We start from the raw sequence: 20166 nt of genomic DNA on the forward strand, positions 1-20166 counted from the left end.
CAATGTCGAACTTAGTGACCAATGCTGGACACGCCCATGGTCATGACCATGGGCACGATGACCATCACCACGACTCGGGCGAGATGACCGTATACGGTTTCTGGCTCTACCTGATGACCGACTGCATTCTGTTTGCGTCGATCTTCGCGGTGTACGCGGTACTGGTAAACAACGTCGCCGGTGGCCCGTCGGGCCACGACATCTTCGAACTGCCATACGTGCTGGGCGAAACCGCTCTGCTGTTGTTCAGTTCGATCACCTACGGCTTCGCCATGCTGGCGTTGTACAAGGGTAAAAAGCAGCAGGTTCTGGGCTGGTTGTTCATGACCTTCCTGCTCGGCGCAGGCTTCATCGCCATGGAGATCAACGAGTTCCACCTGCTGATCTCCGAGGGCTTCGGTCCTAGCCGTTCGGGCTTCCTGTCGGCGTTCTTCACGCTGGTCGGTACCCACGGTCTGCACGTGTCCGCCGGTCTGATCTGGATGGGCATCATGATGTACCAGGTCAACAAGCACGGCCTGACGGCGACCAACAAGACCCGTCTTAGCTGCCTGAGCCTGTTCTGGCACTTCCTGGACGTGGTGTGGATCTGCGTATTCACCGTTGTTTACCTGATGGGGACCCTGTAATGGCTAATGCACACTCCCATGACAGCCATGATGCTGGCCACGGCAGCGTAAAGTCGTACGCCATCGGCTTCATCCTGTCGGTAATCCTGACCGTCATCCCGTTCGGCCTGGTGATGTTCCCGACCCTGCCGAAGTCGACGACGCTGGCAATCGTCCTGCTGTTCGCCGTGATCCAGGTGATCGTTCACCTGTATTACTTCCTGCACCTGGACCGTTCCATCGCTCAACGTAACAACGTGATTGCGTTCGTCTTTACGGCCATCGTGATCGTGCTGCTGGTCGGTCTGTCGCTGTGGATCATGTTCAGCATCCACACCTACATGATGGCGAAGTGAGGTAAACCCGATGTCGCTCAAGCACTTTATCCAAATCACCAAACCGGGGATCATTTTCGGTAACGTGCTTTCTGTGGCAGGCGGGTTCTTCCTGGCCTCGAAAGGGCATGTCGATCTGGCCGTGTTTCTGGCAGCCATGATCGGCACTTCCCTGGTCGTGGCCTCCGGTTGCGTGTTCAACAACTGCATCGACCGCGACATCGACCTGAAGATGGAGCGCACCAAGAACCGGGTGCTGGTCCAGGGCTTGATCTCCCTGAAACTGGCCCTGGTCTATGCGACCGTCCTGGGTGTCGCCGGCGTTGCGTTGCTGTACAAGGTGGCCAACCCGTTGGCTGCCCTGTTCGCCGTGATCGGCTTCATCATCTACGTCGGCTTCTACAGCCTGTACCTCAAGCGCAAGTCGGTTCACGGCACGCTGGTGGGCAGTCTGTCGGGCGCGATGCCGCCGGTGATCGGTTACGTGGCCGTGACCAACAGCTTCGACATGGCCGCGCTGACCCTGCTGGTGATGTTCAGCCTGTGGCAGATGCCGCATTCCTACGCCATCGCGATCTTCCGCTTCAACGATTACCTGGCCGCATCGATTCCGGTGCTGCCAGTGAAGCGCGGAATCCAGGTGGCCAAGAAGCACATCCTGTTCTACATCCTGGCCTTCCTCGTGGCGACGTTGATGCTGACCTTCAGCGGTTACGCCGGCATGAGCTACCTCGCCGTCGCCGCGGCCATGGGCATGTACTGGCTGTACATGGCCTGGACCGGCTACAAGGCGGTGGATGACACGGTCTGGGCACGCAAGCTGTTCGTGTTCTCGATCTTCACCATCACCGCGCTGAGCGTCATGATGTCCTTGGACTTCAAGGTGCCGACCGAGCTGCTGCTGACGTACGCGCCGTAAGGTTCGAACGTTGTACGAGAAACCCCGCTCATCGAGAGATGAGCGGGGTTTTTTGTTGCTCGGATGATGGAGAAACGACGTCCTTTGTCGTGAACAGCCTCGCTACCAAAGGGGTGCGGTAATCAGCCATTCCCTCGAAACGACTAGCTAGAAATCGACAGGTTGCGATCAACAGGCAAAAGCCCTAGATTCGGATCCAACTTCATGCATCGATCAAGAGGCTGGGCGAAATGACTGAGAGGATGACCTGCGACGAGCGATTCATTGCCCTGGCAAAAGAGCTGAACTACGACATCAATGGCGAGAACACGGTGGGTGGCAATTACGCGCCGTTGATCCGTCATCGCGATGAGATCTACATCAGCGGCATGGTGCCGCGCACCGAGGGCAAGATTCAGTATCCGGGGCGGGTGGGGCAGGAGTTGACGCTCAAGGATGCGCAGGCCGCGGCGAGCATCAGTGCGATGCGCTGTCTGGCCTTTATCGTCGATGCAGTCGGTTCGCTGGACAAGGTCAGGTCGTTGTTGCGGGTCACGGTGTACGTGAAGTCCACGCCGGATTTCGTTGACCTCAGCGAAGTCGCCAATGGCGCGTCGGACGTGTTCAGTTATGTGTTGGGCGATGTCGGGCGACACACCCGCACCACCGTCGGCGTCTATCAGTTGCCGAAAAACGCAGCCATCGAAGTCGATATGATCGCCGCAGTGCATCCTTCGGCGTAATCGCTGAAAGCCGCACAACAAAAAGCCCCGCCTGAATTTCAGTGCGGGGCTTTTTTGTCAGCGCCCGGTATTACTGGGCGGCGATGCTGTAGCCATCAAACGCGGTCTGCTGTTGCAGGGCGGTGATGATGTTCTTGCGATTGATGGCGTGTTCGGCGCCGGTGTTGTCGACGAACGTTTCGCCTTCGATTTCCGCCTCGTCGCCTTCGCCGACGAAGGTGAAGCCGAGGAATTCCAGCGCCTCGCGATCCACGCTCAGGCGCGAACGCGGTGTGCGCATTGGCAGGGTCACGCTGATGCCGTCCTTGCTGATGCTGAACACTTCGACGTCTTTCTTGGCGCGTGCGGCCTTGCTCTTGCCGCCGCTCGGGTTGCTGATCGCCTGATGGGTCTGGTTCAGCACCTTGAGGGCCAGGCCGTAGACGATTTCCTGGAACGCCGGATCGTCCTTGAAGCTGGACAGGATGCGGCTGATCGGGAATTTGCTGCTCAGATCTTCGAGGGCGGCGATGTCGGCAGCCTCGGCGTCCTTCAGGCGCTTGAGTTCGCCCATCAACTCGTAAGCCTGGTCGTCATCGAAGCGGTCGTGGGCCTGACGGATCGCGGCGCGCAGTTCGCGGATCTGATCGCTTTCGCGGCTCGACTGGAACGCGTCCAGCACCATCTCGCTGATGATCTTCGCCTGTGGGATATGTTGTGAAAGATTGATGGAGTTTTCGTATTCCGCTTTGGACGACAGAGTGACTACGGATTCAGCGGTGTTGAAATCGGACATTGAAATTTCACTACTTTTTTAACTTGAGATGAGACGAGAAAGCGCTGGGGGCTTTTTCAGGCCGACTAATTTAGGGGAGCGCGGCAGCGTTGTCACGGAGCAAGGGGCCGGCGGTGCCGATTATTTATCCGGATGATTTGTGTTGAGCAACCTGGCACCGCGAGCGCTGTGCCTTATTCATTGGCGGCGACATTCCTCGGCAACCGCCCGGACGCCAGAGCACGCAGTGTCCAGTAGAGCTTCAACGAACGGGTGCCGATCAGGCCGCCCAGGAACCCCGAAATAATCGACTTGAGCAACAGCAGGTCCGGGGACGCGGAACGCTCCGGATTCACGTCATTCTGGTAACCGAAGTAGTAGTTCGCGGAAAAGAACATCAGGTACATGATCAGGATTTTTACTGTGCCCGGCATGATCAGCCCTGTCGCAGAGTCGTCGAGCACCACGCCCCGCCGAGAGAACGCCAGCCAGGCCGAGAAACCTCCCAGCAACAGTGCGCCGAGCCAGATGCTGAAAAACAAGGCCGGGTTGATCGACAGGTTCAGGGAGTACAGCGACCATGCCAAAAACGCCGGGGGCGTAATCAGCATCGAGGCACGGCTCTCGCGTCGGGGAGAAAACGACTTGATGCCGAAATAAACCACCAGCAGAAAAATCAGGTAAACCCGTAGCGGAGTGTTTTGCAGAATCGTGAGCATTGCGCAGCATCCATGCTGGAAAAGGAGGAGGGTGGAGCATAGTCGGGGTCACAGTAACCGTCGGCTATTTCAGTCGCAAACGCTCCATCGCGATCACCGAGGTTTCAAACCCCAGGCTGGCAAAAAACGCTTCCGCACCTTCGCGCCCGGCACGCAGAACCCAGGTAATGTCGGTGTTGTCGCCCATCACATGTTCGACCAGCGCCCGCCCGATTCCCGCGCGCCGGTGTTGCCCGTCGACCACGACCATCGACAGGTAACCGTTGGACAAACCATCGGTGATGCCACGGGCGAAACCGACAACCTGCTGGCCGCTCAATGCAACGGCAGTGCGTTGGGAGTTCTGAACAAGCTTTGCGAAATGCTCGGCGGTGCCGGTGCGATGACCCCAGCCGTGCCGCCCCAGAAACTGCCTTGCGGCCTCGACTTCCGTCGGCAGGAGGTCGCGTATTGAAATGTCCTTGTTCATTCGTTGATCCCGTCCCTGGTGTATTTCCAACAGTAGTCGCGTTGCTTACGGTCTGCCCCACATCTGCATGGCGAACTCGACGAAGCGACGCAGTTTCGGCAGCCGATAGCGATCCGGCGCGTAAAGCAGATGCATCGGGCGGTTCGGCGGCTGGTAGTCCGGCATCACGACGACCAGTCGGCCGTCGCGCAGGTCCTGTTCCACCAGTGCATCCGGCAGCATCACGATGCCCATGCCGGTGCGCGCGGCCTGATGCAGGCCGGCGGAACTGTTGATCAGCATCGGGCCTTTGACGTCGACCATGATTTCGCCGTCCGGGCCGCTGAGGCGCCACTGCTTTTCCACCGATTGCCAGTCATCGCCGGCAGGGTAGGCGAAGGACAGACAATCGTGCTGGCGCAGTTCCTCAGGCGTGAGCGGCATACCGCGTCGGGCCACGTACTCCGGGGAGGCGCAGACGGTCAGGGTGTAGTCGATCAGCGGGCGGGCGATCAGGTTGGACTGGTCGAAGTGGCCCAGTCGGAAGGCCACGTCGAGACCGCTTTCCAACAGATCCGGGCGACGGTTGGTCAGGATCACGTCGAGTTTGACCTGCGGACATTGCAGGGAAAACTCGCTGAGCGCCGGGGCCAGGCGTTCGACGCCAAAGGTCAGCGGCGCGGTCACCCGCAGGATGCCGCGCGGTTCATCCAGCGTCTGTTCGGCGAGCCGTTCGGAGTCGGCGACCAGACCTAATACCTCCAGGCAGCGCTGGTAGTAAACGCTGCCGAACTCGGTCAGTCGCTGGCGGCGGGTGGTGCGTTGCAGCAATTGCACACCAAGCCGTTGCTCCAGTGCCCGCAGGTGATTGCCCACCATGGTCGTGGACATTTCGCACTGCAGCGCGGCCGCCGTCATGCTGCCGGACTCCACAACCTTGACGTATACGCTCATCGACTGGAACAGATCCATTATCAAGCCTGGCTTCTAAATGATTGAAGTTTTGCCGAGTTTATCCAGTTCAGGTGGATAACCATACTGCCAGCACCTCTCACCTCGCTGGAGTTTGCCGACATGACCGCCGCCCTGATGAACACCTATCAACCGCTGGACCTGAGCTTCATCAAGGGCCTGGGCACCCGACTCTGGGATCAGGCGGGCCGCGAGTATCTGGACGCGGTGGCGGGCGTGGCGGTGACCAATGTCGGTCACTCGCACCCGCGCATCGTGTCGGCGATCAGCGAGCAGGCGGGATTGCTGCTGCACACCTCCAACCTCTACAGCATCGACTGGCAACAGTCGCTGGCGCAGAAGCTGACGCGGCTGGCGGGGATGGAGCGGGCGTTCTTCAACAATTCCGGTGCCGAGGCCAATGAAACCGCACTGAAACTGGCGCGCCTTTACGGCTGGCGCAAAGGCATCGAGCAGCCGCTGGTGGTGGTGATGGCCAACGCGTTTCATGGGCGTACCCTCGGCACCTTGTCCGCCAGCGATGGCCCGGCGGTGCGCCTGGGCTTCAATGAGTTGCCCGGGGATTTCGTCAAGGTTCCGTTCGGCGATCTTGAGGCGCTGGAGCAGGTACAGCGCAAGCATGGCCAGCGGATCGTGGCGATTCTGGTCGAGCCGATTCAGGGTGAAAGCGGCGTGCAACTGGCACCGCCCGGCTACCTCAAGGCCCTGCGCGAGCTGTGCAACCGTCACGCCTGGCTGCTGATGCTCGACGAAATCCAGACCGGTATCGGCCGTACCGGTCGCTGGTTTGCGTTCCAGCATGAAGGCATCGTTCCCGACGTCATGACCCTCGCCAAGGGCCTGGGCAACGGCGTGCCGATCGGCGCTTGCCTGGCACGGGGCAGGGCGGCCGATCTGTTCACCCCCGGCAGCCACGGCAGCACCTTCGGCGGCAATCCACTGGCGTGTCGGGTAGGTTGCACCGTGCTCGAGATCATCGAGGAACAGGGTCTGCTGGAAAATGCCAGGGTTCAAGGCGAGTGCCTGCTGACCCGCTTGCGTGCAGAACTAGCGGACAATCCGAATGTGCTGGCGATTCGTGGGCAAGGGCTGATGATCGGCATCGAACTGAAACAGCCGATCCGCGACCTGACATTGATTGCCGCGCGGGATCATGGACTACTGATCAACGTTACTCGCGGCAAGACAATCCGGCTGCTGCCGCCGCTGACGATTGATGAGCGGGAGGTGGGGATGATTGTCAGAGGGGTGGCGCGAGCGCTGGGCGAGAGCTGATTTCCCGCTTGCGTCTGAAATGGCTGCCGTTTTTTCGGCAGCCATTTTTTGCTTAATCAGGATAATCCGACAAATCCGGCGCCAGCATCCGGGTCTTCGGTGCGCCATTCGAGTTGTGCTGGATGATGTCTTTCGGCTGCCCCTGTTGATTGAAAAACACCTGACCAATCCCCGCCGAATTCCACAGCCGTTCACCCGCTTCGGCGTGTTCCGGCACGTAAGGAACGATGCGCATGCGGCGGCGTTTGGTCAGCCAGTTGAGCGGCGAGCGTGGTGAGTAGAGCCAGCGGTTGAGGCGGTCGAACCATTCCAGCAGGGTAGGCGGGAATTCGTTCTTGATGCCGCTGCTGGTGATCTGCCAGATGCGCGGCCCGGCCTTGCGGTGTCGGATCAGGACTTCGTAGACGAAGGAATAATGCACGTCGCCTGACAGCACCACGTAACTGCCCGGTGTACGTGAGTGTCGGAAAATGTTCAGGATCACCTGGGCGGCGCCGCGATGGGCCATCCAGTTTTCCGCGTCCACCAGCAGTGGATAACCGCACCAGCTGAACACTCGCTGCACGGTTTCGATCAGCTTCACGCCGAAGATCGGCGCCGGCGAAACGATGATCGCCGAAGGATGGTCGAGCAGTTCCTGCTGCAGTTCGCTCAAGGCTTCCCAGTCCAGCAAACCCGACGGTTGCTTGAGCGCCATTTCGCTGCGCCAGCGTCGGGTGCGAGTGTCGAGCACCACCAGTGCCGGGCTGGTTGGCATTACGAAATGCCATTGCTGAAAGCGCAGCAGTTCCTCAATCAATTCGTCCTGCACGGGAGCGTCGAGATAGCGGTCGTCACCGCTGGCACTCAGGCCGCGGGTTTTCTCCAGCACTGCGCTGAATGCATCCGGATTGTTGCCCCAGCCCTGACACAACATGTAGGCGATCAGCGCGTTGCCGATGATGCGTTTGGAGAACGGGTGGCGGTAGGCCGTTTCCTCCCATTGTGCGGACAGGTTCCAGTCGTCGGTGATGTCGTGGTCATCGAAGATCATCAGGCTCGGCAAATGCGCCAAGGCCCGGGCCACCTGGCCGAGGCCGGCCTTGAACCCGTCGATGCGGGTCTGTTCGAGGGCATAGCGCTTGAGGCGTTCCGGCGTCAGCGCTGGCGGCTGCGGATTGACCAGCGTCCAAGGCGTTGGCGACCACACCAGCAAATACATGGCCATGACTTCGGCGAACGTCACAAGGTGATTGTCGGCGCTGCTGCTGGTGAAAATCGGTTTGCGCGCACCGCCGAAGAAACGCTCGCGCAATGTCTCGTTGCTTTCCAGTGCCGGCAGCAAATCCGCGCGGCGGTAGTAGCTGGCCGGGTGTTCGTAGAGTTTCGCGCTGTCGCTGACGACCGCGCCTTCGAGGTGTTCACCGAACAGACCGAGGCGCTCGATCAAGGCATGAATCGCCCGCAACATCGGACCGGCCACATCGTCGGCATAGACCTGATCACCGCTCATCATCAACAGGGCGGGACGTTGTTGCGGATCGGTTTCGGCGGCCAGCAACCGGTCAACGCAGAGCAGGCCGTCGGCGGCCGGGTGATGGGGCTTGCGGCAGGAACCGTGGAGCAACTGGTCGATGCGCGAGCGCAGGACGAAGTTCGGGCAGGTGGCGTCGTCGTAGAGCAGGTGTGGCGCCCAGTCGGCGATGGGTTGCTGGTCATCGATCAACAGGTCGTAGTCGATGCGGGTGTCGCAGGGCAGGGCGGTTTCCAGCGGAACGTCGATCAGGTGAACAAACGCCCGGGTGCCTACCGGAATGACCGTGCATTTCCCGGCATCCAGTGGAATGTCTCCTACGCCTTGCAGGTGCAAGGTCAACGACAGCTCGCGGCTGCCGACCAGCCAAAGCACTAAGCGCGTTGGCTCCAGCCGTCGCAGCAACGGCCCGGCCAGAACAGCGGGCAGTAGGCTCAGGTCATCAGGTGTCGGAGGCATCAGGGGAAAAGCTCAAGGCGCACAGGCCGGCGATGATAGCGCAGCCGGCGCCTCGAACCCTTAAACCAGGCTTAAGAGCCTGTTTTTTCCAGCTTCAGCGCCAACAGGCGCCATTCGGCAGGTGTCGCATCGACTCTTTGCTGTTCCTGTACGGAGCAGTCGAAGCGGTACGTCACGTCGTCGCCATTCATGTTCCGCGCGGTGACGGTGTTGCTGAAGGAGTAAACCTGATCCTTGAAGCGCTGCGGTGTCAGGCTTTTGCTGTCGGCAAAACGGGCAGATGCGGGGAAGCGCAAGGTGCCGGTCACGAACGGGCTGCACATGACATACGCGAGCATCGATTTGTCGCCCTGGGCGTCGGCGCGCAGTTTTTTGCTCAGCGCCGTCAGGGCCTTGCGCCCCTCATCGTCACTCTGGTCGATCACGGTTTGCACCGACATCGTCTTCGGCGCCCGACTGGCATAATTCGGCAGCAGCGCGGAATCCGCTGGAGAGGGCTTGTTGTCCGGCTCGATAGCGGCAAACACCGGCGCATCTTTCAGCGCAGCAGGGCTTGCAACCGCCTCGGCTTCCGGCAGCAACGAGGTCGGCTCGGCTTCCTGCTGTGCCACGACGTTTTCAGTCTGCGCGGCTTCGTAATGATGCGCCGACGGGAGCAGTGAAAAGCTGATCGCCAACACCACCATCGCCACAATGAAACCGCCTGCCGCACCGACCAGGTGGCCGTAGAACAAGTGCCAGCTGCCGCGGTTTTTCACTACCCAGCGCCACATGAAACCCCAGGCCGCGACAAATGCCAGAAAACGCAGAAACTCCATTCGATCCTTTCCTTTTAACCTTTCGCAAAACCCGGAACACGACGGGGGCGTCAAGATACCAAACCTGGTGCATCGCGCCATCAACGCGTCGATCGTTACTCCATGGCATGGATATTCAGTCAAGCGCCTGGATAGATAAGTCGGGTGGTCAGTAGCAGGGCAATAGCTCCCGCCGCAGTCCCATAGACAGCCCCGATCAGATGACGGAGCAGACTGGACTCAGGTCGCTTGAGCTGTGCGACCCACATCCACATGCCGACCAGTGCTCCCGCGCCGCTCATCACAATCAGCAGGCTGCGCGCCGGAATCGGTGGCATCGCCATATTCGCGCCAGCGAAGATCCACTGGTACAGGATCACAAACACCCAGCCTACGATCCAGCCGCTGATGAAGCCGGCGCAGTTCGCTACCAGCAAATTCCAGCGGCCCCTTTCGCCCACGACCCAGATCCAGGTCACAACGTGGACAAACATGAAAAGCCAAGCGTCCATTGCGATCTTTTTCCTGAAAGACATTTCACTTGAGAGGACGTCAGTGCCTCTATTTTCAATAAGGTCGCAAGATAGCAAAACAGTGTCGTAGCGCCACTATCTTCATCCTCCCCAACTGAAGTGCCAGATGCCACTGCCGGCATTTCTGTAAGGCCTTACAGTACGTCTTTCAAATAGCCCTTGAGTGCAAGGAGCGGTGCGTCCAACTGCTCCATCGAACGTGCCTGGTTGAAATCGGCGGACAACTTGTGCAACTCCCGCCCCAACGGCTTTTCCAAACCGCCCAGGGCGTCCATCGCCAGCGTCAGGCACTCGTTCATTTTGAACTGGATCGTCTCGACATCACCCCGGCGCACCAGCAGTTCGAACACATCCTTCTGATAGTCGCCCATGACCATGTCATCGCGCAGGATCGGGCTCAGGCCTTCTTCCTCATACGCGAGTTTGAGGGAGAACAGGGCGACAGTTTCCAGTGACGTTTCCATGGGGTGAACCTGTGTGGGATCTCGCCGGAAAGCCAGCGGCACTTTCCGGCAGACGAAAAAAAAGGCCTTGCTAAGCAAGACCTTTTCTAATTTTGGTGCCCCGAGGGAGACTCGAACTCCCACTCCTTTCGAAAACGGATTTTGAATCCGCCGCGTCTACCAATTCCGCCATCAGGGCTCAATGGCGGCGAAGTATAGAGAGGTGCCTACCGTTGGTCAATCACGTTTCATGGTCAATTTTCGATATTTCCGCTAGACTTTCCGGCCCTGCTAGACGAACCCCATCATGCGCGTTGCTGACTTTACCTTCGAGCTTCCTGATTCGCTGATTGCCCGCCATCCTTTGGCCGAGCGTCGCGGTAGTCGCCTGTTGACCCTGGATGGGGTCAGCGGCGCCCTGGCACACCGTCAATTCACTGATCTGCTGGAGCATTTGCGCCCCGGCGATCTGATGGTGTTCAACAATACCCGGGTGATTCCGGCGCGCCTGTTCGGGCAGAAGGAGTCCGGCGGCAAGCTGGAAATCCTCATCGAACGCGTGCTCGATACCCACCGCGTGCTGGCTCATGTGCGTTCCAGCAAGTCGCCGAAACCGGGTTCGAAGATCCTGATTGACGGCGGCGGTGAAGCCGAGATGCTGGCGCGTCACGATGCGCTGTTCGAGCTGGGGTTTGCCGAAGAAGTGCTGCCGCTGCTCGATCGCGTCGGGCACATGCCGTTGCCTCCTTATATAGACCGCCCGGACGAAGGTTCGGATCGCGAGCGCTATCAGACCGTGTACGCCGAGAAGCTCGGCGCAGTGGCGGCACCGACCGCCGGGCTGCATTTCGATCAGACGCTGATGGAAGCGATCGCCGCCAAGGGTGTCGAGACGGCGTTCGTCACGCTGCACGTCGGCGCCGGCACGTTCCAGCCAGTGCGCGTGGAGAAGATTGAAGATCACCACATGCACAGCGAGTGGCTGGAAGTCGGTCAGGACGTGGTCGATGCCGTCGCCGCTTGCCGTGAGCGCGGCGGTCGAGTGATTGCTGTCGGCACCACCAGCGTGCGTTCGCTGGAAAGCGCCGCCCGCGATGGCGTACTCAAGCCGTTCAGCGGTGACACCGACATCTTTATCTACCCGGGTCGGCCGTTTCATGTGGTCGACGCCCTGGTCACCAATTTCCATTTGCCCGAATCCACGCTGTTGATGCTGGTCTCGGCATTCGCCGGTTATCCGGAAACCATGGCTGCCTACAAAGCCGCGGTCGATAACGGATACCGCTTTTTCAGCTACGGTGATGCGATGTTCATCACCCGTAATCCCGCTCCCCGCGGCCCAGAGGAATCCGTATGAGTCGCACCTGTCGTATGTCGTTCGAGCTGCTTGCCACCGATGGCAAGGCCCGTCGTGGTCGTCTGACCTTCCCCCGTGGCACCGTCGAGACCCCGGCCTTCATGCCGGTGGGCACCTACGGCACGGTCAAGGGCATGTTGCCGCGTGACATCGTCGCCACCGGCGCGGAAATCATTCTGGGCAACACCTTCCACCTGTGGCTGCGCCCGGGTACGGAAGTGATCAAGGAGCACGGCGATCTGCACGATTTCATGCAGTGGAAAGGCCCGATCCTGACCGACTCCGGTGGTTTCCAGGTGTTCAGCCTCGGCGCCATGCGCAAGATCAAGGAGGAGGGCGTGACCTTCGCCTCTCCGGTCGACGGCTCGAAAGTGTTCATGGGCCCGGAAGAATCGATGCAGGTTCAGCGCGACCTGGGCTCCGACATCGTGATGATCTTCGACGAATGCACCCCGTACCCGGCTGACGAAGACGTCGCCCGTGTGTCCATGGAGCTGTCGCTGCGCTGGGCCCAGCGTTCGAAGAATGCCCATGGCGACAACACGGCGGCGCTGTTCGGTATTGTCCAGGGCGGCATGCACCAGGACTTGCGCATGCGCTCGCTGGAAGGCCTGGACAAGATCGGTTTCGACGGCCTGGCCATCGGCGGTCTGTCGGTGGGCGAGCCCAAGCACGAAATGATCAAGGTGCTGGACTACCTGCCGGGCATGATGCCGGCTGACAAACCTCGTTACCTTATGGGCGTTGGCAAACCGGAAGATCTGGTTGAGGGTGTGCGCCGCGGTGTGGACATGTTCGATTGCGTGATGCCAACCCGTAATGCCCGCAACGGGCATCTGTTCATTGATACAGGCGTGCTGAAGATCCGTAACGCGTTCCATCGCCATGATGATTCGCCGCTGGATCCGACCTGCGATTGCTATACCTGCCAGAACTTCTCCCGCGCTTATCTGCATCATCTGGACAAGTGCGGCGAAATGCTCGGCAGCATGCTCAATACCATCCACAATTTGCGCCATTATCAGGTGCTGATGGCTGGTTTGCGCGAGGCTATTCAACAGGGTACATTGGCCGCCTTTGTCGATGCCTTCTACGCCAAACGCGGGCTTCCTGTTCCGCCTTTGGACTGAGTTTTCTGACCCCAAGATTCAACATTTGCAACTGGAGTGCTAAATGAGCTTTTTTATCTCTAATGCCATGGCTGACGCGGCTGCACCGGCTGCAGCGCCTATGGGCGGCGGCTTCGAGTGGATTTTCCTGGTCGGCTTCCTGGTCATCTTCTACCTGATGATCTGGCGTCCACAGGCCAAGCGCGCCAAAGAGCAGAAGAACCTGCTGAGCAGCCTGCAGAAGGGCGACGAAGTGGTCACCACCGGCGGCATCGCCGGCAAGATCACCAAAGTGGCCGATGACTTCGTGGTTCTGGAAGTTTCCGACACCGTGGAAATGAAGTTCCAGAAGGGCGCCATCGCCGCCACGCTGCCAAAAGGCACGCTGAAAGCGATCTAAGGTTCCAACTTCTACTCAATCGACGGGGCGCGCAAGGCGCCCCGCGTTCATAACGGGCGGCGTGATGCTGAACAAATATCCTCTGTGGAAATACATTCTGATCCTGGCGGTGCTGGCGATCGGTCTGATTTATTCCGCTCCGAATCTATACCCCGATGACCCGGCCATTCAGATCAGCGGCGCCAGCACGGCCCTGCAGGTCAACCAGGCCGATCTGGATCGCGTGAGCACCGCGCTCAAGGAATCCGGGATCAACGTCAAGGCTTCGAGCCTGGCTGCGAACGGCAAGGGCGGTCTGATCCGTCTGACCAAGGCTGAAGACCAGCTGCCGGCCAAGGACGTTGTCCGCAAGGCATTGGGTGATGACTACGTCGTCGCGCTGAACCTGGCACAAACCACCCCGCAGTGGCTGCGCAGCGTGGCCGCGCACCCGATGAAGCTGGGTCTGGACTTGTCCGGCGGTGTGCACTTCCTGCTGGAAGTGGACATGGACAAAGCCCTCGACGCCCGCCTGAAAGTCTACGAAGGCGACGTCAAGAGCCTGTTGCGCAAAGAGAAACTGCGTTATCGCAGCCTGCCGCAACTCAATGGTGCCATTCAGCTGGGCTTCAGCGATGCTGATTCCCGTGAACAGGCCCGTGCGCTGATCCGCAAGAATTTCAACGATTTCGACATTGTTCCGGCCGACCTCAACGGTCAACCGGTGCTGCGTCTGGCGATGACCCCGGCCAAGCTGGCGGAAATCCGTGAGTACTCCATCAAGCAGAACTTGACCACGGTACGTAACCGCGTCAACGAGCTGGGTGTTGCCGAACCGATCGTCCAGCGTCAGGGCGCCAACCGTATCGTGGTTGAGCTGCCGGGCGTGCAGGACACTGCCGAAGCCAAGCGTATCCTCGGCAAGACGGCCAACCTGGAGTTCCGTCTGGCGGCAGAGCCGGGTGCTTCGAAAGCCACTTCCGAAACTTTCGAATTCCGCGAAGGCAATCGTCCTCCTGCCCAGATCGAGCGTGGCCTGATCATCACCGGTGACCAGGTGACTGACGCCAAGGCCGGTTTCGGCGAGCATGGTACCCCTGAAGTGAACATCCGTCTGGATGGCCACGGTGGCGAGCTGATGAGCCGCGCGACCCGCAGCAACGTCGGTCGCAGCATGGCGGTGATCTTCATCGAGCAGCGTCCGGTCACCACTTACACCAAGCAAGTGGTCGACGGCGTCGAGAAAGACGTCGCGGTGCAGACCTTCAAAGAAGAGAAGAAGATCATCAGCCTGGCGACCATTCAGTCGCCGCTGGGTGCGCAGTTCCGTATCACCGGCCTGAACGGCCAGGGCGAGTCGTCCGAACTGGCGCTGCTGCTGCGTGCCGGTGGTCTGGCTGCTCCGATGTACTTCGCTGAAGAACGCACCATCGGCCCGAGCCTGGGTGCGGACAACATCACCAAGGGTATCGATGCATCGCTGTGGGGCATGCTGTTCGTCTCGCTGTTCATCATCGCCATCTACCGTTTCTTCGGCCTGATCGCCACCGTTGCTCTGGCGGTGAACATGGTGCTGCTGCTGGCGCTGATGTCGCTGCTGGGCGCCACGCTGACCCTGCCGGGTATCGCCGGTATCGTGTTGACCATGGGTATGGCGGTCGACGCCAACGTACTGATCTTCTCGCGGATTCGTGAAGAGATCGCCGCCGGCATGACCGTGCAGCGTGCAATCAACGAAGGCTTCGGTCGGGCATTCACTGCGATTCTCGACGCCAACCTGACCACCTTGCTGGTCGGCGGCATCCTGTTCGCCATGGGCACCGGCCCGGTGAAGGGCTTCGCAGTCACCATGTCCCTCGGGGTTCTGACTTCGATGTTCACGGCCATCATGGTCACCCGCGCGATGGTCAATCTGATCTTCGGCGGTCGTGACTTCAAGAAGTTGTGGATTTAAGGGGCTGCCATGTTACGTACAATCAACTTCATGGGCGTCCGCAATTTTGCGTTCGGCGTCACCGTATTCCTGACCTTGCTGGCAATCTTCAGCGTTTTCCACAAGGGCATGAACTGGGGTCTGGACTTCACCGGCGGTACGCTCATCGAGCTGACCTACGAGCGTCCGGCCGATGTCACCAAGGTGCGCGAGCAGCTGGTTTCTTCCGGTTATCACGAAGCCGTCGTACAGAACTTCGGCGCGACCACCGATCTGCTGGTACGCATGCCGGGTGAAGACCCGCAGTTGGGCCATCAGGTGGCGGAAGCGCTGCAGAAGGTCGGCGGCGACAACCCGGCGACCGTCAAGCGCGTCGAGTTCGTCGGCCCGCAGGTCGGTGAAGAGCTGCGCGACCAGGGCGGCATGGGCATGCTGCTGGCGCTCGGCGGCATCCTGATCTACCTGGCTTTCCGCTTTCAGTGGAAGTTTGCGGTCGGCGCCATCGTGTCGCTGATCCACGACGTGATCGTGACCGTGGGTATCCTGTCGTTCTTCCAGATCACCTTCGACCTGACGGTGCTGGCGGCGGTACTGGCGATCATCGGTTACTCGCTCAACGATACCATCGTCGTGTTCGACCGGGTGCGTGAGAACTTCCGTGTTCTGCGCAAGGCCACGCTGATCGAGAACATCAACATCTCGACCACGCAGACCCTGCTGCGGACCATCGCGACCTCGGTTTCGACCTTGCTGGCGATCGCGGCGCTGCTGTTCTTCGGCGGTGACAACCTGTACGGCTTCTCCCTGGCGCTGCTGGTGGGTGTTCTGGCGGGTACCTACTCGTCGATCTACATCGCCAACGTGGTGCTGATCTGGCTGAACCTGTCGACGGAAGACCTGATTCCGCCGGTCAACACCGAGAAGGAAGTCGACGACCGTCCATAACGGCCATCGTTTTCCCGGCGGTCAGTCAAAAAAGACGCGAGTTGAACTCGCGTCTTTTTTTTTGCTCCAAGGCTGGGAGAAGCGCGGGCGCGTCCCGCATGTGATGGTCAGGAGGTTCATGTGAACAAGTCGTTGCTGGTTGGTGCGGTATTGGGTGCTGTCGGTGTGACTGCCGGGGGTGCTGTTGCCACCTACAGCCTGGTTAAAAGCGGCCCTGAGTATGCGCAAGTGCTGGCCGTAGAACCGGTCAAAACACAGATCAAGACTCCACGTGAAGTGTGCAAGGATGTGACAGTGACCCGGCAGGCGCCGGTCAAGGATCAACACCAGATTGCCGGCACCGTGGTCGGTGCGCTGGCAGGTGGTCTGCTGGGTAACCAGATCGGCGGCGGCACCGGCAAGAAGATTGCCACGGTGGCCGGTGCGGTCGGTGGTGGTTACGCCGGTAACAAGGTTCAGGAGGGTATGCAGGAGCGTGATACCTACACCACGACTCAGACTCGCTGTAACACGGTGAATGACATCAGCGACAAAGTCGTGGGTTATGACGTCCGATATTCGCTGGACGGCAAGGAAGGCAAGGTGCGGATGGATCGTGATCCGGGCAACCAGATTCCGGTCGACAAGGAAGGCAAGCTGATCCTGTCGCAGAACGAGCCGGGCCAGTGACTGGTTGACGGCTTATAAAAAAAGCACCCTTCGGGGTGCTTTTTCATGCCCATAAAAAAACACCCCGAAGGGTGTTTTTTTTGGTTTCGCGAAACGCTTAGCGCTTCAGCGAGGCCGGCAGGTGCGGCTGGATCGCCGTCAGAACTGCCTTGAAGCATTTGGTGTTGCCGGCAACGACGTGGCCCTTCTCAAGGAAATCGTGACCGCCGGTGAAGTCGCTCACCAGGCCGCCTGCTTCCTGAATCAGCAGGGCGCCAGCAGCCATGTCCCACTCGGACAGGCCCGACTCCCAGAACGCGTCGAAACGGCCGGCGGCCACGTAAGCCAGGTCCAGGCTCGCCGAACCGGCGCGGCGGATGCCGGCAGTCTGGCCAACCAGGGCGCGGAACATGCCCAGGTAGTTGTCGAGGTTGTCCATCTGGTCGTCACGGAACGGGAAACCGGTACCGAGCAGAGCGCCGTCCAGGCTGGTGCGACCGCTGACGCGCAGGCGACGACCGTTCAGTTGAGCGCCGCGACCACGGCTGGCGGTGAATTCTTCCTGGCGAACCGGATCCAGAACAACGGCGTGTTCCAGGCGACCACGGTATTTGCAGGCAATGCTGACAGCGAAGTGAGGAATGCCGCGCAGGAAGTTGGTGGTGCCATCCAGCGGATCGATGATCCACAGGTATTCTTCGCCTTCGATGCCGGTGCCGGCGTGCAGGCCGGTCTCTTCACCCATGATCGAGTGATTCGGGTAAGCCTTGCGCAGAGCGTCGATGATTTTCTGTTCGGCGGCGCGATCGACCTCGGATACGTAATCCTTGGCGTCTTTTTCGTCGACCTTGATGGTATCCAGGCGCTCGATGGAGCGGAAGATCAGTTCACTGGCGCTGCGGGCGGCGCGCAGCGCGATATTCAGCATGGGCTGCATGGATGTGTCACCTAAGGTTGTTAAAGAAAGCCGCGCATTCTATCAGAACTTTTCTTCAGGTGAAGGTCGCTGTTCGCTTTCATAGCTTAACGGTAGGCTGTTCTGTAAGATTTGCACCCCTTTGCCGAGTCCGAGAGCGCCCGCCGTGCTGCAAAATATTCGTGTCGTCCTGGTCAATACCAGCCATCCGGGAAACATCGGCGGGACCGCGCGCGCCATGAAAAACATGGGCCTGTCGCGTCTGGTGCTGGTTGATCCGCGCGTCTTTCCGCATCACGAAGCCGATGCCCGCGCTTCCGGTGCCGGTGACATCCTTGAAAACGCGCAAGTCGTCGCCACCTTGGAAGACGCCCTGGTCGGTTGCAATCTGGTGCTCGGCACCAGTGCCCGTGACCGGCGCATTCCCTGGCCATTGCTGGACCCGCGCGAGTGCGGAACCAAAGTGGTCGAGGAGGCAGGGCAGGGCGCGGAAATCGCGCTGGTGTTCGGTCGTGAAGATTCCGGCCTGACCAATGACGAGCTGCAGCGATGTCACTATCACGTGCACATCCCCTCCGATCCTGAGTTCAGCTCGCTGAACCTCGGGGCGGCGGTGCAGGTGTTGAGTTATGAAGTGCGCATGGCGTGGCTGGCTGCACAAGGTCAGCCGACCAAGATCGAGAAGGAAGAAGTGGCCTCCGTGAAAAGCGCCGAACTGGCGACCATGGATGAGCTGGAGCGGTTCTATGAACACCTGGAGCAGACCCTGGTGGCCATCGAATTCCTCGATCCGGAAAAACCGCGGCACTTGATGGCGCGCCTGCGCCGGTTGTACGGACGCAGCTCGGTCAGCCGGGCGGAAATGAATATTTTGCGTGGCATCCTCACGGAAACCCAGAAAGCGGCCCGTGGCGAGCTCCTTAAGCGGAAGGATTAATGATGTTCGAGCGTTTGCGTGAAGATATCCAGAGCGTATTCCACCGAGACCCGGCGGCGCGTAACGCTTTTGAAGTCCTGACCTGCTACCCCGGCATGCATGCGATCTGGATTCATCGACTGGCCGGCATGCTCTGGCGCAACGATCTGAAATGGCTGGCGCGGCTGGTGTCGAACTTCGGTCGCTGGCTGACCGGGATCGAGATCCATCCGGGCGCCAAGGTCGGTCGACGCTTCTTCATCGACCACGGCATGGGCATCGTGATCGGCGAAACCGCTGAAATCGGCGATGACGTGACGATCTATCAGGGCGTGACGCTCGGCGGTACCAGCTGGAACAAGGGCAAGCGTCACCCGACCCTCGGCGATGGCGTGGTGGTGGGAGCGGGCGCGAAGGTGCTCGGTCCGTTCACTGTGGGTGCCGGCGCCAAGGTCGGTTCCAATGCCGTGGTCACCAAGGAAGTGCCTCCGGGTGCCACCGTGGTGGGGATTCCGGGGCGGATCATCGTCAAGTCCGATGACGAGGCCGACGCCAAGCGCAAGGCGATGGCCGAGAAGATCGGCTTCGATGCCTATGGCGTCAGCGAAGACATGCCCGACCCGGTGGCGCGCGCCATCGGCCAGTTGCTCGATCACCTGCAAGCGGTGGATGGGCGTCTGGAGGGGATGTGCGGTGCGCTGAAGGATCTGGGCAGTAATTACTGTGCGAAAGATCTGCCCGAGCTGCGTGAAGAAGACTTCGCCTGCGTCAAGGGTAAGGACGAATCCAAGCTCCACTGACGCACTTGCAGGGCTGCTGCCAACCGGTGTGCCATTAGGCCGCAGACCCTGCTATCATTCGCGCGCTCTTTTGCGGGTAAACCCGACTAAAGCACTAGGTCTTATAGTTGACTTAAATGCTCGGGAATTGCATACTCCCGCCCATTCCGAACTCCGTGGTAATTGTCCATGCGACTGACTACAAAAGGCCGATACGCCGTGACCGCCATGCTTGACCTGGCGTTGCACGCGCAACACGGGCCGGTGTCCCTGGCCGATATCTCCGAGCGCCAAGGCATCTCCCTGTCCTATCTCGAACAGCTTTTCGCCAAGCTGCGCCGCAGTAACCTGGTTTCCAGTGTTCGCGGTCCGGGCGGTGGCTACCAGTTGTCCCGCGACATGCAGGGCATCCAGGTGGCTCAGGTGATCGATGCGGTGAACGAATCGGTCGATGCAACAAAATGCCAGGGCCAGGGCGACTGCCACTCCGGTGACACCTGCCTGACCCATCACCTGTGGTGCGACCTGAGCCTGCAGATTCACGAATTTCTCAGCGGTATCAGCTTGGCCGACCTCGTAACTCGCCGTGAGGTGCAGGAAGTGGCCCAGCGTCAGGATCAGCGTCGTTGCAATGGCAAGGCGCCGCGCCTGGACAAGATTGAAGCGTCCGCCGTCGAATGACAGCCA

The 20166-nt window shown here is 60.0% G+C and carries 23 protein-coding genes and 1 tRNA gene; 14 read left to right on the forward strand and 10 right to left on the reverse strand.

Annotated features, from left to right (window positions below):
- Positions 1-2: 2 nt before the first annotated feature.
- From ACTJK9_RS10120 to ACTJK9_RS10135, 4 genes are all read left to right on the forward strand, one after another.
- On the forward strand, positions 3-629 hold the full coding sequence (locus tag ACTJK9_RS10120) for a cytochrome o ubiquinol oxidase subunit III (protein WP_007956720.1): 627 nt from the start codon (positions 3-5) through the stop codon (positions 627-629).
- Entirely contained in the window at positions 629-964 is a 336-nt protein-coding gene (cyoD, locus tag ACTJK9_RS10125) for a cytochrome o ubiquinol oxidase subunit IV (RefSeq protein ID WP_007956718.1), read from the forward strand. The genes ACTJK9_RS10120 and cyoD overlap by 1 nt, the downstream gene beginning before the upstream one ends.
- A gap of 10 nt (positions 965-974) precedes the next feature.
- A complete protein-coding gene (gene cyoE / locus ACTJK9_RS10130; RefSeq protein ID WP_039765651.1) occupies positions 975-1862 on the forward strand; it encodes a heme o synthase in 888 nt (295 codons plus the stop codon).
- A gap of 230 nt (positions 1863-2092) precedes the next feature.
- Entirely contained in the window at positions 2093-2584 is a 492-nt protein-coding gene (locus tag ACTJK9_RS10135) for a RidA family protein (protein WP_011335841.1), read from the forward strand.
- A 70-nt stretch (positions 2585-2654) separates the two neighbouring features.
- Here ACTJK9_RS10135 and ACTJK9_RS10140 read toward each other — a convergent pair whose 3' ends face one another.
- The 4 genes from ACTJK9_RS10140 to ACTJK9_RS10155 all read right to left on the reverse strand — a co-directional run bounded on the left by ACTJK9_RS10140 (position 2655) and on the right by ACTJK9_RS10155 (position 5477).
- The gene (locus ACTJK9_RS10140) at positions 2655-3359 is read right to left on the reverse strand and encodes a hypothetical protein (protein ID WP_085610944.1); all 705 of its coding nucleotides are present in this window, start codon (positions 3357-3359) and stop codon (positions 2655-2657) included.
- Positions 3360-3532: 173 nt separating this feature from the next.
- Positions 3533-4057 carry a hypothetical protein gene (locus ACTJK9_RS10145; RefSeq protein WP_440813631.1) on the reverse strand — a complete coding sequence of 175 codons (525 nt, stop codon included), beginning with the start codon at positions 4055-4057 and terminating at the stop codon, positions 3533-3535.
- 64 nt (positions 4058-4121) lie between these two features.
- Positions 4122-4526 carry a GNAT family N-acetyltransferase gene (locus ACTJK9_RS10150; RefSeq protein ID WP_085610942.1) on the reverse strand — a complete coding sequence of 135 codons (405 nt, stop codon included), beginning with the start codon at positions 4524-4526 and terminating at the stop codon, positions 4122-4124.
- Positions 4527-4571: 45 nt separating this feature from the next.
- The gene (locus ACTJK9_RS10155; RefSeq protein WP_007956710.1) at positions 4572-5477 is read right to left on the reverse strand and encodes a LysR family transcriptional regulator; all 906 of its coding nucleotides are present in this window, start codon (positions 5475-5477) and stop codon (positions 4572-4574) included.
- 102 nt (positions 5478-5579) lie between these two features.
- Here ACTJK9_RS10155 and ACTJK9_RS10160 point away from each other — a divergent pair, with 102 nt between their 5' ends.
- Positions 5580-6752 (forward strand): aspartate aminotransferase family protein, encoded by a 1173-nt coding sequence (locus ACTJK9_RS10160; protein ID WP_440813634.1) that lies wholly within the window; start codon positions 5580-5582, stop codon positions 6750-6752.
- A gap of 52 nt (positions 6753-6804) precedes the next feature.
- Here ACTJK9_RS10160 and ACTJK9_RS10165 read toward each other — a convergent pair whose 3' ends face one another.
- The 5 genes from ACTJK9_RS10165 to ACTJK9_RS10185 form a co-directional block, all read right to left on the reverse strand.
- The gene (locus ACTJK9_RS10165; protein ID WP_440813637.1) at positions 6805-8724 is read right to left on the reverse strand and encodes an alkaline phosphatase D family protein; all 1920 of its coding nucleotides are present in this window, start codon (positions 8722-8724) and stop codon (positions 6805-6807) included.
- Between the two features lie 71 nt (positions 8725-8795).
- The gene (locus tag ACTJK9_RS10170; protein WP_440813640.1) at positions 8796-9542 is read right to left on the reverse strand and encodes a hypothetical protein; all 747 of its coding nucleotides are present in this window, start codon (positions 9540-9542) and stop codon (positions 8796-8798) included.
- Positions 9543-9661: 119 nt separating this feature from the next.
- Positions 9662-10033 (reverse strand): hypothetical protein, encoded by a 372-nt coding sequence (locus ACTJK9_RS10175; RefSeq protein WP_085610938.1) that lies wholly within the window; start codon positions 10031-10033, stop codon positions 9662-9664.
- 155 nt (positions 10034-10188) lie between these two features.
- Complete coding sequence (locus tag ACTJK9_RS10180) at positions 10189-10518, reverse strand: hypothetical protein (protein WP_440813643.1); 330 nt, start codon at positions 10516-10518, stop codon at positions 10189-10191.
- A gap of 93 nt (positions 10519-10611) precedes the next feature.
- Positions 10612-10696 (reverse strand) — tRNA-Leu (locus ACTJK9_RS10185).
- Positions 10697-10804: 108 nt separating this feature from the next.
- Here ACTJK9_RS10185 and queA point away from each other — a divergent pair.
- The 6 genes from queA to ACTJK9_RS10215 all read left to right on the forward strand — a co-directional run bounded on the left by queA (position 10805) and on the right by ACTJK9_RS10215 (position 16889).
- Positions 10805-11854 (forward strand): tRNA preQ1(34) S-adenosylmethionine ribosyltransferase-isomerase QueA, encoded by a 1050-nt coding sequence (queA, locus tag ACTJK9_RS10190; protein WP_236191092.1) that lies wholly within the window; start codon positions 10805-10807, stop codon positions 11852-11854.
- Positions 11855-11868: 14 nt separating this feature from the next.
- On the forward strand, positions 11869-12984 hold the full coding sequence (tgt, locus tag ACTJK9_RS10195) for a tRNA guanosine(34) transglycosylase Tgt (RefSeq protein WP_161794909.1): 1116 nt from the start codon (positions 11869-11871) through the stop codon (positions 12982-12984).
- Between the two features lie 43 nt (positions 12985-13027).
- Positions 13028-13363: a preprotein translocase subunit YajC gene (yajC, locus tag ACTJK9_RS10200; protein ID WP_007956696.1), complete on the forward strand. Its 336-nt coding sequence runs from the start codon at positions 13028-13030 to the stop codon at positions 13361-13363.
- A gap of 64 nt (positions 13364-13427) precedes the next feature.
- A complete protein-coding gene (secD, locus tag ACTJK9_RS10205; RefSeq protein ID WP_039765691.1) occupies positions 13428-15296 on the forward strand; it encodes a protein translocase subunit SecD in 1869 nt (622 codons plus the stop codon).
- A gap of 9 nt (positions 15297-15305) precedes the next feature.
- Positions 15306-16220 (forward strand): protein translocase subunit SecF, encoded by a 915-nt coding sequence (secF, locus tag ACTJK9_RS10210; protein ID WP_007956694.1) that lies wholly within the window; start codon positions 15306-15308, stop codon positions 16218-16220.
- Positions 16221-16340: 120 nt separating this feature from the next.
- Positions 16341-16889, forward strand: coding sequence for a glycine zipper 2TM domain-containing protein (locus ACTJK9_RS10215; protein WP_007956693.1), 549 nt, complete (start codon positions 16341-16343; stop codon positions 16887-16889).
- A gap of 97 nt (positions 16890-16986) precedes the next feature.
- Here the strand turns inward: ACTJK9_RS10215 and suhB are convergent, their stop codons facing one another.
- Entirely contained in the window at positions 16987-17805 is an 819-nt protein-coding gene (gene suhB, locus ACTJK9_RS10220) for a type III secretion system regulator SuhB (protein WP_007941397.1), read from the reverse strand.
- A 145-nt stretch (positions 17806-17950) separates the two neighbouring features.
- On the opposite strand from suhB, the gene trmJ reads away from it, so the two are divergent.
- The 3 genes from trmJ (at position 17951) to iscR (ending at position 20160) form a co-directional block, all read left to right on the forward strand.
- Positions 17951-18721, forward strand: a complete 771-nt coding sequence (gene trmJ / locus ACTJK9_RS10225) for a tRNA (cytosine(32)/uridine(32)-2'-O)-methyltransferase TrmJ (protein WP_007956692.1) — start codon at positions 17951-17953, stop codon at positions 18719-18721.
- A 2-nt stretch (positions 18722-18723) separates the two neighbouring features.
- Complete coding sequence (cysE, locus tag ACTJK9_RS10230; protein WP_007956691.1) at positions 18724-19500, forward strand: serine O-acetyltransferase; 777 nt, start codon at positions 18724-18726, stop codon at positions 19498-19500.
- 168 nt (positions 19501-19668) lie between these two features.
- On the forward strand, positions 19669-20160 hold the full coding sequence (gene iscR, locus ACTJK9_RS10235; protein ID WP_007956690.1) for a Fe-S cluster assembly transcriptional regulator IscR: 492 nt from the start codon (positions 19669-19671) through the stop codon (positions 20158-20160).
- Positions 20161-20166 lie beyond the last annotated feature (6 nt).

Source organism: Pseudomonas sp. 22082, assembly GCF_052046055.1.
In the GTDB taxonomy this organism is placed as follows: Bacteria; Pseudomonadota; Gammaproteobacteria; order Pseudomonadales; family Pseudomonadaceae; genus Aquipseudomonas; species Aquipseudomonas pharyngis.